The organism is Fluviicola taffensis DSM 16823 (assembly GCF_000194605.1).
Lineage (GTDB): Bacteria > Bacteroidota > Bacteroidia > Flavobacteriales_D > Crocinitomicaceae > Fluviicola > Fluviicola taffensis.
On sequence record NC_015321.1, the window covers coordinates 1,994,060 to 2,011,252 of the forward strand.

Annotated in this window: 15 protein-coding genes and 1 pseudogene; 7 read left to right on the plus strand and 9 right to left on the minus strand. The window is 37.5% G+C overall.

Annotation, left to right across the window (positions count from 1 at the left end; genetic code table 11):
- Positions 1-5: 5 nt before the first annotated feature.
- The 4 genes and pseudogenes from FLUTA_RS08710 (at position 6) to FLUTA_RS22040 (ending at position 3,583) form a co-directional block, all read left to right on the plus strand.
- Entirely contained in the window at positions 6-695 is a 690-nt protein-coding gene (locus FLUTA_RS08710; protein ID WP_013686499.1) for a hypothetical protein, read from the plus strand.
- Positions 696-777: 82 nt separating this feature from the next.
- Positions 778-2,574 (plus strand): translation elongation factor 4, encoded by a 1,797-nt coding sequence (gene lepA, locus FLUTA_RS08715; RefSeq protein ID WP_013686500.1) that lies wholly within the window; start codon positions 778-780, stop codon positions 2,572-2,574.
- A 263-nt stretch (positions 2,575-2,837) separates the two neighbouring features.
- Positions 2,838-2,906: pseudogene (locus FLUTA_RS22035) on the plus strand (hypothetical protein); the annotation flags it as partial.
- A gap of 320 nt (positions 2,907-3,226) precedes the next feature.
- The gene (locus FLUTA_RS22040; RefSeq protein WP_425357330.1) at positions 3,227-3,583 is read left to right on the plus strand and encodes a hypothetical protein; all 357 of its coding nucleotides are present in this window, start codon (positions 3,227-3,229) and stop codon (positions 3,581-3,583) included.
- 45 nt (positions 3,584-3,628) lie between these two features.
- Here the strand turns inward: FLUTA_RS22040 and FLUTA_RS08725 are convergent, their stop codons facing one another.
- The 7 genes from FLUTA_RS08725 to FLUTA_RS08750 all read right to left on the minus strand — a co-directional run bounded on the left by FLUTA_RS08725 (position 3,629) and on the right by FLUTA_RS08750 (position 10,013).
- Entirely contained in the window at positions 3,629-5,218 is a 1,590-nt protein-coding gene (locus FLUTA_RS08725) for an OmpA family protein (RefSeq protein WP_013686501.1), read from the minus strand.
- A 44-nt stretch (positions 5,219-5,262) separates the two neighbouring features.
- On the minus strand, positions 5,263-5,427 hold the full coding sequence (locus FLUTA_RS21575) for a hypothetical protein (protein WP_169312075.1): 165 nt from the start codon (positions 5,425-5,427) through the stop codon (positions 5,263-5,265).
- 64 nt (positions 5,428-5,491) lie between these two features.
- Complete coding sequence (locus FLUTA_RS21580) at positions 5,492-5,845, minus strand: hypothetical protein (protein ID WP_013686503.1); 354 nt, start codon at positions 5,843-5,845, stop codon at positions 5,492-5,494.
- 5 nt (positions 5,846-5,850) lie between these two features.
- The gene (locus tag FLUTA_RS08735; RefSeq protein WP_013686504.1) at positions 5,851-6,138 is read right to left on the minus strand and encodes a hypothetical protein; all 288 of its coding nucleotides are present in this window, start codon (positions 6,136-6,138) and stop codon (positions 5,851-5,853) included.
- Positions 6,139-6,591: 453 nt separating this feature from the next.
- Complete coding sequence (locus FLUTA_RS08740) at positions 6,592-7,341, minus strand: LytR/AlgR family response regulator transcription factor (protein ID WP_013686505.1); 750 nt, start codon at positions 7,339-7,341, stop codon at positions 6,592-6,594.
- A 161-nt stretch (positions 7,342-7,502) separates the two neighbouring features.
- The gene (locus FLUTA_RS08745; protein ID WP_013686506.1) at positions 7,503-9,698 is read right to left on the minus strand and encodes a tetratricopeptide repeat-containing sensor histidine kinase; all 2,196 of its coding nucleotides are present in this window, start codon (positions 9,696-9,698) and stop codon (positions 7,503-7,505) included.
- Between the two features lie 105 nt (positions 9,699-9,803).
- Positions 9,804-10,013, minus strand: coding sequence for a hypothetical protein (locus FLUTA_RS08750; RefSeq protein ID WP_013686507.1), 210 nt, complete (start codon positions 10,011-10,013; stop codon positions 9,804-9,806).
- A 147-nt stretch (positions 10,014-10,160) separates the two neighbouring features.
- On the opposite strand from FLUTA_RS08750, the gene FLUTA_RS08755 reads away from it, so the two are divergent.
- Positions 10,161-13,046, plus strand: coding sequence for a leucine--tRNA ligase (locus FLUTA_RS08755; RefSeq protein WP_013686508.1), 2,886 nt, complete (start codon positions 10,161-10,163; stop codon positions 13,044-13,046).
- A 170-nt stretch (positions 13,047-13,216) separates the two neighbouring features.
- Positions 13,217-13,600, plus strand: coding sequence for a GxxExxY protein (locus FLUTA_RS08760; RefSeq protein WP_013686509.1), 384 nt, complete (start codon positions 13,217-13,219; stop codon positions 13,598-13,600).
- A 105-nt stretch (positions 13,601-13,705) separates the two neighbouring features.
- Here FLUTA_RS08760 and FLUTA_RS08765 read toward each other — a convergent pair whose 3' ends face one another.
- A complete protein-coding gene (locus tag FLUTA_RS08765) occupies positions 13,706-14,182 on the minus strand; it encodes a Dps family protein (protein ID WP_013686510.1) in 477 nt (158 codons plus the stop codon).
- 171 nt (positions 14,183-14,353) lie between these two features.
- Here FLUTA_RS08765 and FLUTA_RS08770 point away from each other — a divergent pair, with 171 nt between their 5' ends.
- Positions 14,354-15,562: an NAD(P)/FAD-dependent oxidoreductase gene (locus tag FLUTA_RS08770; protein ID WP_013686511.1), complete on the plus strand. Its 1,209-nt coding sequence runs from the start codon at positions 14,354-14,356 to the stop codon at positions 15,560-15,562.
- A 77-nt stretch (positions 15,563-15,639) separates the two neighbouring features.
- Here the strand turns inward: FLUTA_RS08770 and FLUTA_RS08775 are convergent, their stop codons facing one another.
- Entirely contained in the window at positions 15,640-17,106 is a 1,467-nt protein-coding gene (locus tag FLUTA_RS08775; RefSeq protein WP_013686512.1) for a T9SS type A sorting domain-containing protein, read from the minus strand.
- Positions 17,107-17,193: the final 87 nt, after the last annotated feature.

Below are 17,193 nucleotides of genomic sequence, written 5' to 3' on the forward strand. Positions count from 1 at the left end.
GAATTATGAAGAAACGTAGATTAATATTGATCGTCCTGCTTTCTGCTGTTTCTTTATATTACATTGGCTCTTTTTTGTATGTATTTATAGTTTATACTGAAAAGAGTAATAATGATTTCTCCTATGTAGATAAAACGCTCAAGATGAGTTTTGAAGATTCAAGTTATTTTACTGAGAACACCAAATCTCAGCTCGCAATACAATATAGTGGTCAGTATAAAAAATTGCACTATTTCTCTTTATACAGATATAAGAAGAACTACAATTTTATAATTAGAAAGTTAAGTGATAATACTACTAATTTAAAAAATAATTTTAAGGTGGTTCATGCTAAGAATCAAAATGATGGTTTAGTTACATATGATCTTAATGAATCTTATCAATTCATTTATAAGGTTGATATTGATCGGTCACATGGTCCAAATAAGAATCTCATCATTGACGGGAAGAATATTGAAGTATTGAAACACACAAAAGATTCATTACTGATTCATGGGAACATTTACGATTTATCGATTGGAAAAAAGGATGAGTATGTCAATGAGGGTCTTTATATGCAAGATGAAACATTCTTTAGAACAGCAATAAATACGGAACTGCTAATCTTCAACAGAGACGATAAGCTCTATTTTTATATCCTTTTTCCGGATGGCCAGCAAATTGTTCCGAAAGGTATTTTGAATGAAATTCGGTAATCGCCACATAGAACTTAAAACAAGAATCCTACACTCGTTCTCCTTCCTCAAAATCTGAAGAAAAAAGCATTATCTTTGCGCCATGAAGCATATCCGAAATTTTTGTATTATCGCACATATCGACCACGGTAAGAGTACTTTAGCTGATCGTTTGTTGCAAACAACTGGAACTATTTCTGACCGTGATATGCAAGCGCAAGCTTTGGATAATATGGATTTGGAACGTGAGCGCGGTATTACGATTAAATCGCATGCTATTCAAATGAATTACAAATTTGAAGGGCAAGAGTATGTTTTGAACTTAATCGACACTCCTGGACACGTAGATTTCTCGTATGAAGTTTCTCGTTCGATTGCGGCTTGTGAAGGCGCTTTACTGATTGTAGATGCTACGCAAGGAATTGAAGCCCAAACGATCTCTAATTTGTATTTAGCATTGGAGCACGATTTGGAAATTATTCCAATCTTAAACAAGATGGACTTGCCAAGTGCAAATCCGGAAGAGGTAACGGACCAAATCGTGGAGTTAATTGGTTGCGATCCAAATGATGTTATTCCGGCTTCAGGGAAAACAGGTTTGGGTGTTGATGATATTTTAAGAGCTATTATTGAGCGGATTCCTGCTCCGAAAGGTGATGAGGAAGGACAATTACAAGCCATGATTTTTGACTCGGTATTCAATCCGTTTCGAGGAATTATTGCGTATTACCGTGTTAAAAACGGAGTTATCAAGAAAGGCGATAGAGTTCGTTTCTTGAATACAGGAAAAGATTACAATGCAGATGAGGTAGGGATTCTGAAAATGGATTTAAGTCCAAAGAAAGAAGTTCGTGCGGGTGATGTAGGATATATTATTTCAGGAATCAAAACTGCCAAAGAAGTAAAAGTGGGGGATACCATTACGCTTACGGCAGATCCTTGTGAGGTTCCAATTAAAGGGTTTGAAGATGTAAAACCAATGGTATTTGCTGGTATTTATCCAGTAGAAACCGATGAATACGAAGAATTGCGTTACTCCATGGAGAAATTGCAATTGAATGATTCCTCGTTGGTATTTGAACCAGAATCTTCGGCTGCACTTGGTTTTGGGTTCCGTTGTGGATTCTTGGGAATGCTACACATGGAAATCATTCAGGAACGGTTGGAGCGCGAGTTCAACATGACCGTAATTACAACGGTACCAAACGTATCTTACTACTGTTACACAACGCGCAATCCGGAAGTGAAATTGTTGGTGAACAATCCATCTGAATTACCGGATCCATCCAGTTTGGATCATATCGAAGAACCATATATTAAAGCTCAGGTTATCACGAAATCGGAATACATCGGACAAATTATGTCGTTGTGTATTGAGAAACGCGGTGAATTGAAAAATCAGGTGTATTTGACCCAAGATCGTGTAGAATTATCCTTCGAAATGCCTTTGGCAGAGATTGTATTTGATTTTTACGATCGATTGAAATCTGTTTCTCGTGGATATGCATCATTCGATTATCACCCAATTGGATACAAAACTTCGGATTTGATTCGCATGGATATCTTATTGAATGCCGAACAATTGGATGCGCTTTCTGCATTGGTTCACCGTAGTAATGCGTATGATTTAGGAAAAAGAATTTGCGTGAAATTGAAAGAATTGATACCAAGACAGCAATTCGAAATTCCAATTCAAGCAGCAATCGGTGCAAAAATAATTGCTCGTGAAACAATCAAAGCTTTACGTAAAGACGTTACAGCTAAATGTTATGGTGGAGATATTTCCCGTAAGCGCAAGTTATTGGAAAAACAAAAAGAAGGAAAGAAACGCATGCGTCAAGTGGGCAAAGTAGAAATCCCACAAGAAGCATTTATGGCGGTGTTGAAATTGAATGATTAAGAAGATATATAAAATATTAAAGACGCTAGACTGATTTGGTTTAGCGTCTTTTTTGTTTGCTTTAGTTTGTTCTTTTTCTTCTTTTGTATAAGATTCTATTCCTTTTAGAATTCGAAAGGGAAGTTTCTATTTTACCGAATTGGTAAAGTAACTAACCGAAATACATTCACACTAAAATTGCGAAAAATCAAAAAATAGAAGTTCAAGGAACACCAATTGCGATTTATAGAGGTAATTCTGAAGATTATATTTCCTTAACGGATATTGCACGGTACAAAGATTCTACCAATACTGACATAATCGTTCAAAACTGGATGCGGAATCGCAATACCATTGAATTACTTGGGTTTTGGGAGCAAATGTACAATCTAAATTTTAAACCCCTCGAATTCGAGGGGTTTAAAAAACAAGCTGGATTAAATAGTTTTGTTCTTACACCAAAACGATGGATTGAGACCACAGGTCTATTGGTATTGTTTCAAAATCGGGTCGTTATGGTGGAACCTTTGCACACAAGGATATCGCTTTTGAATTCGCATCTTGGATTTCAATTGAGTTTAAGCTGTATATCATCAAGGAGTTTCAGCGTTTAAAAGAAGAAGAAAGCAGTCGCCTTCAGATTGAATGGAACTTTCAACGAACATTGGCAAAAGTGAACTACAAGATTCACACAGATGCCATTAAGGAAAACCTCATTCCACAGGAATTGAGCAAGAATCAAACGTCACTGGTATATGCGAATGAGGCAGATGTGTTGAATATGGCTCTTTTCGGAATGACAGCCAAGCAATGGCGTGATACAAATCCGAATGACAAAGGAAATATCCGGCATTGTGCAACCATCCAACAATTGGTGGTGTTATCTAATTTAGAAAGCATCAATGCCATGCTCATTGCTCAAGTTATACCACAAAATGAACGGTTAATCCAGCTAAACAAAATTGCAATCACACAAATGAAATCACTGGTGGAAAACCAATTCATCAAGAAACTTGGAAACGAGAAATAATCATCAAAATTTGATATTCAGATCCTTTCACAACCTTTTCGGGTTTTAAAATTGGAATCTAAACCGAATACCGGCCTGAATAAATGGATAAAATCCAGTATTTATTCGATTTGACAAATCTCTGGCAACTCCTCCATGAACGTAATAGCCCAGACCGTTATCCCAATCCACTGAAAATCCAGCATGTAAATTCAATTCGGAAAAAGACTTGTAGCGTTTGTTGTAACTGGATTTGAATTCTGGTCCGGCGTAAATGCCAACACGTGTTGAAAACCGTGTTTTTTTTGCCATTTGCCAAGGATCTAATAAACGGTTTCGCATCATTTCAAAGCTGAAAATCTCAAAACGATAATAAGCCGAATAGTATAAACCAAGTCGGTGGTTAAGCCCCACATTCAACGAAAGTTGGTGCTGTTTCAATTCAAAGTCTAATCCAACCAAAAGAAAGGCTGTAATGGTATCGTTGTGATAAAAAGCATTAATAGTTGGCGAAAAATAAACAGTTACAGGAAAGCTTCCGTCAATTCCAAGGCCGCCGCAACCAAATCCACTATAGTTTCCACCGAGTCCGCCATTGCCTCTTCCTGGACAAAATGAAAACCTTTGTGGTCTTGCGATAGAGACACGTTCTACCTTTTTAATATTGATTTTTGCAAAGAGGTAATTTTCTTTTCGCTTTCCACGTTTTTCTTCCCATTTTAACGTCTCTGTTTTTTCGGTATAACCGTAATTTTTGACCGCGTAATAAGATTCATTTTCATGGATATATTCTTTCGGCACACGAATCTTTAAAATATTCGGACGAAAGAATTTTGTTTTGAGTTGTGTGACACTCATGAGAAAATGATCATCCTTTATTGCTTTTCCGGTAAAAATATTGGTGTCTTTTTTAAACAATTGTTCTTTACAGCCTTCACAGGGTGGTTTTTCTAGATAAAATAATCCGTATTTCTCGTAACTCTCTTTAGGAATCGTGGCTGTTAATCTTTTTTCGCGCCACCATAACATTCCTGTTGTCTCGAGTTTGAAGTTTACTCGCTGCGCAACCGCATTCGTCTTTGACGGATTTTTAAGGTAATAATATTTTCGGGAGGAGAATTCTTTTTCGTCGAGAACTTGTAGGTAAACTACTTTCTTTTTCTTATTTAGTTTTACAGTGATATTACTGTAAGATTCGATGTTTTCATCAACAAAAAAGCATCTGGGATCGTTTTGTTGGATAATCAGTGTGTCCTGATTTTGATTATCCTCCGAATTTTCCGTCCGGTAATAGAAAACGACATCCACACGTCTGCTCAAACTATCTACTTTTCGAGGTAATTCTCCTTTCGATTCTGTGACGATCGAAATAGTGGAACTCAAATATCCTTTAACTGATTTTGCTACTGCTCTAGCCCTTTTTTCAGAAAGCTTTTGATTGGAATCAATGTTCCCAATACTGTCTGAATAACCAATGAATTTTATTTCAATGAGTTCTGTGCAATCCAGATTAGTGAATATTTTTTCGAGCGTTTTATTGGAATAGGTGGAAATCTTATGGCTACCTGTTTTGAAGTAAACAGATTGAGTTTCCTGAGAATATGTAAAGTAAGATAGTAGGAGGAATGGTAGATGTAAAGCCAAACGATGAAACATAGACTGCGTTTTCAACTAATGTCTAATGTTGAAAAAGGTAAACACTAGCTACAACCTTTCCAAGCAAATAGTGCAATAGCTATCCAAACTAATCCTTTAATTAGAAAAAACAAAAAACCAGCTACACCAACGCGCTTTAGCCACTTTTTTCGCTTGAGTGCTTTTTCATCAATCGGCTGATTTGGCGCTGTTTGCTTTTCTTCTTTCATACTATTAAAACGCCCCAACTCCATGTTATTGGATTGTTGGGGCGATTTATTTTTTTAATATCTATTAATCTTCATCGTCTTCTGCTGCTTCTTCCTCAGGAGCATCATCGTAAGAATCGTCTTCGTCGTCATCAGTAGATTCATCATCATCCCCTTTCGCGTCAACGGCGTCGAAATCTTCTTCGAAGTCTTCTTCATCATCGTCTACGGAAGGTGATTTAACAGTTGTTTTCGGAAGTTTAACCAAATAAACAATCTCTTCCGTTTCCCATAACAAAGAATCAAAAATTTCTCCTGTAATTGGATTTGTCATTTTGCTTGTATTTCCAGAAAAACCATCTGGAAAAGCAATTAATAATTGTTTCTTCTGATCGATATTCAGCTTATCATAGCTAATGATTGACTTTTTTTTCGACATGCCTATTATATTTCTAATTTGATGATACGATTAATTGGAATCAATACAAGTTGTTTCAATACGATTGCTACATCTGTCACTGCCCAAATAGTTGTATTTACAACTTTCTCTCCTTTATCGTCTGCAAAGTAAATCTTTACTTTATAATGTTCCAAATTTCCAAGAGAAATTGCGCGATTAACATCTGCTTTGCGAATGGTAATCAAATCTACATCTTCCAAAACTTCTTCTTTTGGAAAATGAAGGCTTGCAACATCTTCTTTTTCAATTTGAACAAAATTACTAATGTCCATTTCCATATTTTTAGCAAAATTAAATGAATTGATGAATTGAAAAGGGAGTTTTCGACTAAACTTATAAAAAAACATTTAAACGATAAAATGTTTAATACTTTTTAAACAAAAAAGACCCATGAATCATGAGTCTTTAAAACTGTTTAGTAGTGTTTTAGTTTGTATGTTGCGTGTGAACAATCAATTTTAAATGAAAATCAGGTTGTTTCTAAGTTTTTTATTTGGTAAGTCTTTGACGGTGATAGAACTGTATACTCTTCAATAAAACTAGAAATGAAAAAACTGCCTCTCCATGCAGTGATTTCCGTTTCAACTTAACCTAACATAGAAAACAACCTGATTCCATTCTCCTTATTTCCTCTCCTAAGATAGCTAGCTATCTTAAACAGAGTTCAACTAATGAATAAATACTGCATTTGAATGAATATTTTGCAGAAACAAGTTAACTGAGCATTAAAGTTTATCCAAAATTTGGAAAAAGATATCTCGCTTTGCGGGTGACAACGGAACCTCAGAACCATCCTTCATCACTACAGCCCCACCATTTCCTTTGTCATATCTATCCACAAAATTCAAGTTGATTAAATGGGATTGTTGAACGCGTAAAAAATTGTGACCTGTCAACAAGGTTTCATAGTCTTTCAAAGTTCTTGAAACCAAAATTTTCTTGCCTTCCGTTAAAAAGAATGAGGTATAATTTCGATCTGCTTCACACCGAATAATGTGGTCTAAATCTACAACGTGAACACTTTCTTGGGTTTTCAACACCAATCTTCGTTTTTGACTAGGTTGAATATTCTGTTGAAGTGCTTCAAATTGAGGCTCTTGTTTGGTTTCATTGTCCTTCATGGATTCCAAAGCACGTTCTAAAGCACCTTTTAATTCTTCTGGATCAACGGGTTTTAAAATATAATCAAGGGCTGAGAATTTAATCGCTTTGATTGCAAATTCTTCATGAGCTGTAATGAAAATCACTTCAAAATCTTTCTCGGGAACGGCTTTCAATAAATCAAATCCCGTTCCATCTGGCATTTGAATATCTAAAAACACCAAATCAGGTTTAATTTCTTGAATAGCAGCCAAACCTGATTGTACGTTTTCACCTACTGGAAAGGTTTGAATATCAAATTCAAATGATTCGATCATTTTAGCAATCAATTCGCGTGTTCGTTGCTCATCATCAATGATTAATACTTTTTTCATGTTCTCGTTGAAGTAATTTTTGGAAAGATAAATATTTAATGGGAAAAATGGTTCAAATGGTTCAAATGGTTCAAATGGTTCAAATGAACTCTTAATTAATAACTCGTTATGAATACGTAAGTCTCTTGAACTCTTTTGAACGTTTCAACTATTGAACTTTCTTATCCGTTCCCTCCTTCGGTTCTGTAAGGCAAATAGATGTTAACCAAAGTTCCTGTTTCCTCTTCTTTATCGTAATCTTCCATTTCCATACGGCCCAGAATCTTGTATTTATAGCTCAGATTATTGATTCTATCTTGGGTGATTTTCATCGCCATGCTTTTATGTTCGGCACTTTTCTTATTGTTTTTGGAGCCTTTTCGTCCAATTCCATTGTCTTCAATCATCACATGAAGCATTTCTTCATCTTTTGTAAACCGCACATGGATAAATCCACCCTCAATGGTGTGTAATTGACCATGCTCGATAGCGTTTTCGATAAATGGTTGCGTAATCATGGGAGGAATAATTGCTTCCTCGTCCAATAGTTGATCATTCACGCTCACTTCGTAGGTGAAGCGATCTCCGAAGCGCAATTTTTGTGTTTCCAAATACTTATTCAAGATGTCGATCTCTGTGGCTAATGAGATAAATTCTTTGGAGGAATTTTCGAGAATCAAACGCATCAACTTGGAGAAATTAATGAGGAATTTGGTCGAATTCTTAGTGTCATTCTCGTAAATATAGCTTTGAATTACCGACATGGCATTGAACACAAAATGCGGATTCATTTGTGAACGTAACAATGTTTGATTCATTTCTGCTTCTTGTTGCAATTGACGGATATTTCGTTGTTTCAATCGGTAATACAGGATAAAAGATGCCAATGCTAAAACCACTAAAAATCCAATAATAATGTAGGTTTGGAAGATGTTTTTCAACTCGGTATTCTCTTTTTGTTTTCGCTGTAACTCGATAGAATCGGCTTGAGTAGCAATTAATCGCTCCCGCTGCTCCGAACGATACAACTCAGATAATTCAGCAATTTTCGCACTTACTTCAACAATTCGGGCGCTATCCGTAAAATCTGAATACATGTTTAAATAGCGGTATGCTAATTTCATATCGCCAGTTTTCTTGTACACATCTGCAATTTCCTTGTAGGAGGGATAAACACCTCCATTATACCCATAATTTGTGCGAATTTCGATGGAACGATTCAAGTAGTTTAGTGCATTTTTATACTTCCCCTGTTCGGCAAAAACAGTTCCTACTAAATGATAGACACTCGCAATTTCTGATCGATTTGCAGCGGACTCAAAATAAACCAATGCCATGTTGTAATACCGCAATGCTTCATCGTATTTTCTTTGCTCATTATAACTATTACCTAAAAATTTATGTGCTAAACCTAATCCGTCTTGATCGTTGAATGAATGCAAAATCAACACAGCGCTTTTCAGTTCTTTGATTGCTTCATCGTACTCCTTTTTGGCTAATTTCACCAAACCCATGTCAATGTTTGCTAATCCAACTAATCGTTTATCTCGGATTCTCCAAGCTGTTTCACGCGATTGAATGAAAAACACATTCGCATTGTCGTAATTGAAAATCTGATACTGAGATTCTCCAATTTCTCGTTGATATTGAGCCACTTGTGGCAAGTCTCCCGCGTCTTTTGCCAATTGTAAGGCGATGAAATTTTTAGAAACAGATAACTCAACTTGTCCAAAAAAGCTATAAATCAAAGCCTGCATATTCATGCACTTAGCCATTAGAGGCTTGTCGGAAGAGCGACGGGCATATTGAATCGATGTTTCAGCATAATCCAAAGAGGCATCTCGTTTGTTTTGCTCCATGCTTAACTTTGCCAATAATCGATTTGTTTCGCCAATCAAAGCATAGTTGCGAACTTGTTTTGAAAAACGTAAAGCTTCATCCAAATAAACGGTTGCTTGTTCGAATTCACGGTAAGCGGTGTGATATTCACCCAATAAATGGAAAATATTTACCTGATTTAACTTCGAATTTGTTCGCGACAAATAAGGTTGCAATTGAAGAATTTTCGCGTAATAAGCAGACTTATTTCCTTGAAGTGCTTCTATGCGCAAATCGTAAATCAATGCTTGAAGTTTCGCAGAATCCGATTCTATTCTACTTGCTTCGATGATTGCATAGCGAATTGAATCTGCCTTTTGGACATTGTTCATTTGGTAATACTTACCAAGCGCAACTTGTCGCCAGAATTTTTTGGTATTGTCTTTTTCTCTTAGATAAGCGTTTCGATAAGTTGCTTCATCCCAATTGTCCGCTACTGCATTATTTGAATAAACAAAGCAAAGGAGAAGCAACGAAAAGGAGAGAAAATATCGAAACATGGACTAAAAATAGCTTTTTTCACATAGAATCAAATTCTCTTCTGTGAATAGACTCACAAAAAAGAATCAAATCTTGCTAAAACTACTTCACTCATAAAATTGTTTTTATCCTCCATAAGCTTCGCAGCCTCGGTGTTTTCTCACTTTTGATTTTTTGCGTTTTTTAGGTTTGAACTCTTTTTTTGTGTTTGTAGAGGCTTTCATTTCTAAAACAGATTTGCTTTGATTAGAAAGTTGTTCAGCAGCATTTGCAGAACCTGAAGTTCCAAAAAGGAAGCTAAGAGCGAAAATCGCGATGGAAATACGGAGAGTCATAAGCTTTGTTTTTATTTATAATCTAAATAACATCAAAAATTAGTTTAGTTACACCGATTTCTTATCACCTGCGGATAAAAATGTGTCATTGGCTATAAATAGGTCTATTTTGGTATCTTTGTGCCTCTTTTTAGCGAAGTTAAAAGCATGGAATATAATTTTAATGAAATCGAGCGCAAATGGCGCAAATATTGGGCAGATCACAAAACGTTTGCTGCTGAAGACAACTCTGTTAAACCCAAATACTACGTGTTGGATATGTTCCCATATCCGTCTGGAGCTGGTTTGCACGTTGGTCACCCACTCGGTTACATTGCATCTGATATCTATGCACGCTACAAACGCTTAAGAGGATACAATGTCTTGCATCCAATGGGGTATGATTCATTCGGACTTCCTGCAGAGCAATATGCAATACAGACAGGACAACATCCTGCAATTACAACCGAACAAAACATTGCTCGTTACCGCGATCAATTGGATAAAATCGGTTTTTCATTTGATTGGGACAGAGAAGTTCGCACTTCTTCACCCGAATATTACAAGTGGACACAGTGGATATTTAAGCAAATTTTCAATTCCTGGTATAATGTAACTACGGATAAAGCCGAATCAATTGATTTATTGATTGCTGAATTCGAGAAAAATGGAAATTCAGACGTGAAAGCTGTTAGCGATTTTACTAACACGTTTACAGCCGAAGAATGGAAAAATTACTCGGAGAAAGAGCAATCGGATATTTTGATGGAATACCGCTTGGCTTACCTGGCTGATTCATGGGTAAACTGGTGTCCGGCTTTGGGAACTGTTTTGGCAAATGACGAAGTCATCAACGGGCTTTCCGAGCGCGGCGGACATCCTGTGGAGCAAAAATTGATGCGTCAATGGTCAATGCGAATCAAAGCTTATGCAGAACGTTTATTGACAGGTTTGGATACCGTTGACTGGACAGATGCAATCAAAGATATGCAGCGCAACTGGATCGGGAAATCAGTAGGAGCTTCAGTCAAATTCAGAATTCAGAATGATGAATTCAGAGAGATTGAAGTCTTTACTACCCGTCCTGATACGATTTTCGGGGTTTCTTTCATGGTTTTGGCGCCGGAACATCCATTAGTGGATGAGATCACAACTGCTGAATACAAAGAAGCTATTGAAGCTTACAAAACCGCTGCTTCATTGAAATCGGAGCGCGATAGACAAGCGGATGTAAAAAATATTACGGGTCAGTTTACTGGAGCTTATGCGATTCATCCGTTCTCGGGAGAGAAAATTCCGGTTTGGATCGGAGATTATGTGTTGGCTTCCTACGGAACAGGAGCTGTAATGGCGGTTCCTTGCGGCGACCAACGGGATTGGGATTTCGCGAAGCATTTCAACATTCCGATCAAGAACATTTTTGAGAACGTCGATATTTCTGAAGGAGCTTATGCTGAGAAAGAAGGAACGATTGCAGATTCTGATTTCCTGAGCGGATTGCCAATCAAAAAAGCGATGGCGGTTGCGATTGCAAAAATTGAAGAGCAAGATTTAGGAAAAGGAAAAACAAATTACCGTTTACGTGATGCGATTTTCTCCCGTCAACGTTATTGGGGAGAGCCTTTCCCGGTTTATTATAAAAACGACATTCCGTATTTGGTTGACGATGCAAATTTGCCAATTGAACTACCGGAAGTAGATAAATATTTGCCAACAGAAGACGGCGAACCACCATTGGCTCGTGCAGAAAAAAGTGCGTGGAAATACTCAGAAGGCGACCGCATGGAATACAACACCATGCCAGGTTGGGCAGGAAGTTCATTCTACTTCTTGCGTTACATGGATCCACACAATACGCACGAATTTGTTTCGAAAGAAAAAGCGGATTACTGGAATCAGGTGGATTTATACATTGGAGGTTCGGAGCATGCAACGGGTCACTTATTGTACTCGCGTTTCTGGTGCAAATTCTTGTTTGATAAAGGATTCATTGGTTTTGATGAGCCATTTAAGAAAATGATTAATCAAGGGATGATTTTGGGGAGAAGCAGTTTGGCTTACAGAATAGATTTCAAAGAAATTGATTTGAAACATCCTATTTTCATTTCTAGTGGGTGGATTAATAAATTAAATAAATCCGAGGATCAATTTGATGTATTTCAAGAAATGAATTCTCATATAACAAAGTCAGTTGGTATAGAAATGGATAAGGTTTCTGAGTTTCAAAAGATACCAGTTCATGTTGATATCTCGCTTGTTGATAATGATAAATTAGATACTGAGGCATTTAAAGCATGGCGCCCTGATTTTACAAATGCAGAATTCATTTTAGAGGATGACGGAACATTCATTTGTGAATCCGAAGTCGAAAAAATGTCCAAATCCAAATTCAATGTGCAAACGCCGGATGAATTGGTAGAGAAATTCGGAGCAGATACATTGCGCATGTATGAAATGTTCCTAGGTCCGTTGGAGCAAACGAAGCCGTGGGACACAAAAGGAATTTCGGGAGTGCACAACTTCTTGCGCAAACTGTGGCGTTTATTTTTTGAGGATGGAAAATTGATTGTAACAGAAGGTTCTGTAGACAAAGCTTCTTTGAAGACTTTACATAAAACGATCAAGAAAGTAGAAGATGATTTGGAACGTTACTCATTCAATACAAATGTTTCCACCTTAATGATTTGTGTAAACGAATTGACAGAACAAAAATGTCATTCGAAAGAAGTATTGGAGCAGTTGGTTGTTCTTTTAGCGCCTTACGCTCCGCACACTGCAGAAGAATTGTGGGAAGCTATCGGTTATGAAAAAGGAACAGTTTCTACGGCTCATTTCCCCACATTCGATCCAGAGATGCTGGTAGAAGCAAATACGGTTTATCCCGTATCTTTCAATGGAAAAATGCGATTTAACGCTGAATTACCGACAACTTTCACTGCAAAAGAAGTAGAAGAAGCCGTTTTGGCCATGCCAGAAGCAGAAAAATGGTTGGAAGGGAAAGCTCCGAAGAAGGTGATCGTAGTTCCCGGGAAGATTGTGAATATGGTGGTTTAAACTGTTCTACAAATAATACTGGAAGGTCGCATCCGCTAAAGCGGATTGCGGCCTTTTCTTTTCCCGCAAATGCGCAAATTTTGAGGTCGCCTACCGGTCGACCTCATTCTCTTGAACAAGATAATTGGTTCCTATTGTAAGAAATGGTCTTTTTCATTAACTTAAATAGAATGGAACACTACTTATTGAAAGAAGAATGCTATGAAATCATCGGATCTTGCATGGAAGTTCATTCTGAACTTGGAGCCGGATTTTCTGAAATTGTTTACAAAGATGCTTTGGAATATGAATTCAAAAAGCATGGAATTCCTTTTGCCCGGGAAGTTCAATATCGGGTAAAATACAAAGACACTATTCTACCCCATCAGTTCTATGCCGACTTTGTTGTTTTTGATTCCATCATTCTGGAAGTGAAGGCGGTCTCTGAGTTCTGCAAAGAGCATTTTGAACAGACCATTAATTATCTGGCTGTTTCTGGGATGGAAGTTGGAGTATTAGTGAATTTCAGAAAATCCAAACTTGAGTATAAAAGAGTTATTTTATCAGAAAGATAATTCTTAAGCCTTTAACAGCGAGACCGGTAGGCTCGCCTATTAATTTGCGCATTTGCGGGAAACAAAGTAGGGAGTCTTGGCGAAGCCGAGATCTCCCCACACTTATTAATCCTTAAAATATTTGCGGAGCTTCCACGCCATCTTTTCATGGTTCTGCATCAATCCGTTTAAGAAATCAGCCGTTCCCGCATCTTTGAATTTCTCTTCTGCATCTTCGATTCCCTTGCGCAAAGCACGCACAATAGTTTCGTGGTCGCCTACCAGTTCTTTCAGCATTCCCTGGATATCCGGAACTTTGCCGGGAGTTTCTTTCAAACCGGAAGTAGCTGCAAACTCGGAAGTGGTTCCGATAGCCACACCGCCCAAGGTACTGATGCGCTCCGCAACTTCGTCTATAGCCAATGCAACATCGTTATACTGTGCCTCAAAAAGCTGGTGCAGCTCCATGAAGTTATCGCCGGATAAATTCCAGTGGAATTTCCGAAGCTTGATGTAAAAAATATTCCCGTCTGCCAATATGGCGTTCAACAATTTGTGAATGCCTTTTAAATCTTTTTCGCTAATTCCAATGTTCAGTTTCATACTATCCGTTTTATGTTAGTAAATCACCCTTTTAGGTGAAGTGTGAACAGGAATTTACAAATAATTGCCATTGGATTTCAAGTACTAGCCACAAATTTCGTTAAAATGAAGTAATCGTATTTTCCTTAAAATAAAAGACATAACTTCCTTAAAGAATTTCAACGATTGTTTATGGATTTAAAGTCGAATGAGCCATTTTGGCTAATAAAAAATGGATTGATTAACTCGTATTCATCATTACATTCGGATGAATCCTGTGACGTATTAATTGTTGGGGGAGGAATAACCGGAAGTCTGATAGCTCATCAAATGATTGAAGACGGATTCGATACTATTTTGATTGATAAGCGTGAGGTCTGTAATGGTAGTACATCGGCAACAACTTCCATGCTTCAGTACGAAATTGATGTTCCATTGTCTGAATTAATTGAAAAAATAGGGGAGAATGGCGCGGTGAAAAGTTACCAGGCTTGTGCAGCATCCATTCTTGAACTTGAAAAATTAGCAAAAAAATTGGGTTCACAGGCAGGATTCCAGCGCAAGACATCGTTGTATTACACCACGAACAAAGACGATTTAACGCGTTTAAAATTGGAATATGAAACGCGCAAAAAATATGGTTTTGGCGTTAATTGGTTAAATGCTGCAGAAGTTCAGTATCAATTTGGATTTCAAAACTCCTGCGGCGGAATCCTTTCAGAACTTGGAGCAAGCATGGATGCTTTCAGGTTTGGGCATGAATTGCTAGAATACAATCAAAAACGCGGATTGCGCATCTATGATAAAACCGAATTAAAATCCGTACAGTACGAAAGAGGGTTCAATATCGTGACTACTGAAAATGGATCCCGGATTCGAGCTAAGAAAACAATTTACTGTACCGGATATGAAAGTGCTGGAATGATCCCGGAAAAGGTTGTGTCGTTAAAAAGCACTTATGCGTTGGTCAGTGAAATAGATCCAGCAGCATTCAAGTCAATCGAAGAAACCTTGTTCTGGGATACCGATTCACCCTATCTGTATTTTCGCACGACAGATGACCACCGATTTCTCATTGGAGGCGGTGATGAAGATTTTCAGGATGCACAAAAACGCGACAAACTCTTGAATGCAAAGGAGCAGGAGATTTTAAATAAGCTGAAAAAACTAAACCCTAATTTTGAGTTCGTGACAGATTTTGTTTGGGCAGGAACTTTCGGTGAAACGAAGGACGGATTGCCCTATATTGGTGAACACTCCAAATTTAAGAACGCGTACTTCGTACTGGGTTTTGGAGGGAATGGAATTACATTTTCAGTCATTGGAATGGAAATGGCGTCACTTTTCATGAAAAAGAAAAAACATCCGCTTTCCAGGTATTTTAAGTTTGGGAGGGATTGAGTATTTTATTTGTAGGAAAATGGAATGTGGAGAAACAATTAATTGCATCTCCACATCTCCCCTATGAAAAAACAACTTTACTCTTTTATAAGTTTGATTGTTTGTCCTTCAGCAGAGTGAATAAAATAAACTCCCGCTGCGAAGTCAGAAATATCAATTGTTTGTTGTTTATCGATAATTGTTTTCAGTATTTCTATTCCATTCACTTTACAAATTGTAATTTGTGTTGGTTGAACAACAGAAATGGTCAATGAATTCAATGCTGGATTTGGGTAAATAGCCAATTGCTGATCACTGTTTTCGGATATACCAGTGGTACTAGCAACCAAATTGTATTTAGCTAAAGTTATTTGGGTAATATTTTCACTGATTTGAGTCTTTCCAGCAGCATAAAGATGTTGACTACCATCGGTTGTAACAGATAAGAATTCACCGGTATCATCTACTCCATTTGGCATCGTTTCTCTCACAAAAGAGGGGTCAACAACTCCTAAAGTGTCGAACAGGAATACATCGTAAAGACTCAGTTTTGTGCCTACTGCAGCAATTTTATTCGCATGAAGGATTTTTATATCGTGAATAAAAGAACCCGTGTTTCCTAGCGAATAACCTGTGGTATTAAAATCTGTATTCAAAGCCCCAAGAGGATCTAATGAACAAAGCAAGGATTTCGAATTTGCAACTCCTCCTAAAAGGATATTGCCATTTGGTAAGACTTGCATAGCAAACACCATATTATCCCCAACCGCATTCACACTAAATGTCTTTTTGCCGTTGATCCCAAAACTGCTCACTAGCGATTGACCGTTCGCACTGATCTGTGCAATAGCAATGTCTGCACTTAGAGCTACATCGACTGTATATCCTGCAACATAAAATGAATTATCTGCATTTACATGTAATGCTGTTCCAACGCTGGTGTTACCAAAACTAACACCCACGTAACCCGGAACACTGGAGCCAAAAGTAGCATCATCTGCACCCGTACTGGTAATCTTTGCAACAATAAAATCACTTCCGGTACTGTTGTTTAAAACGCCCAAACAGAGCATTTCACCATCTGGAAGGGCAACAATGTCATTGAATTCATGAGGCATGGAAAATCCTGTTAAGCGAATACCATCATTGTCAAAAGTCCCGTCCACCAAACCATCTGTTCTCAAGCGTATAACTTGAGCTACATTGTTGCGCCTTCCTGCAATTAAAATTTTATTGTCACTCGTTAGGGTTGCGCAATTTGCTGTTTGAAAAGTCCCAGGTGAAGAAGCAATTGTAGTAACTCCATTGGTGCCGAAACCTGTATCCAGTGTGCCATCAGTATTGTATCGATAAACGTGGATATCGCCGCTTTCTCCTGCAGTATACGAATCGCCAACTACAATTGTTTTTCCATCGTTTTGAAGCAAAACTTCAGCACCTCTACTGATGTTTTTTGTTCCGAATTGAAAGGTCAATCCATCGGAGCTAAATGTGGTGTTTAGTGATCCAATTTGTGCAAAAGATGCACTACTGAGTATAAGTGTACTAAGTAATAATGTTTTCATATTTTGTGTCTTTAAGTCACTATTTGATTGGGTATTTGATAAACAGTAGGTGCACAATGCATCGTCTACCGACTGTTTAAATCAATT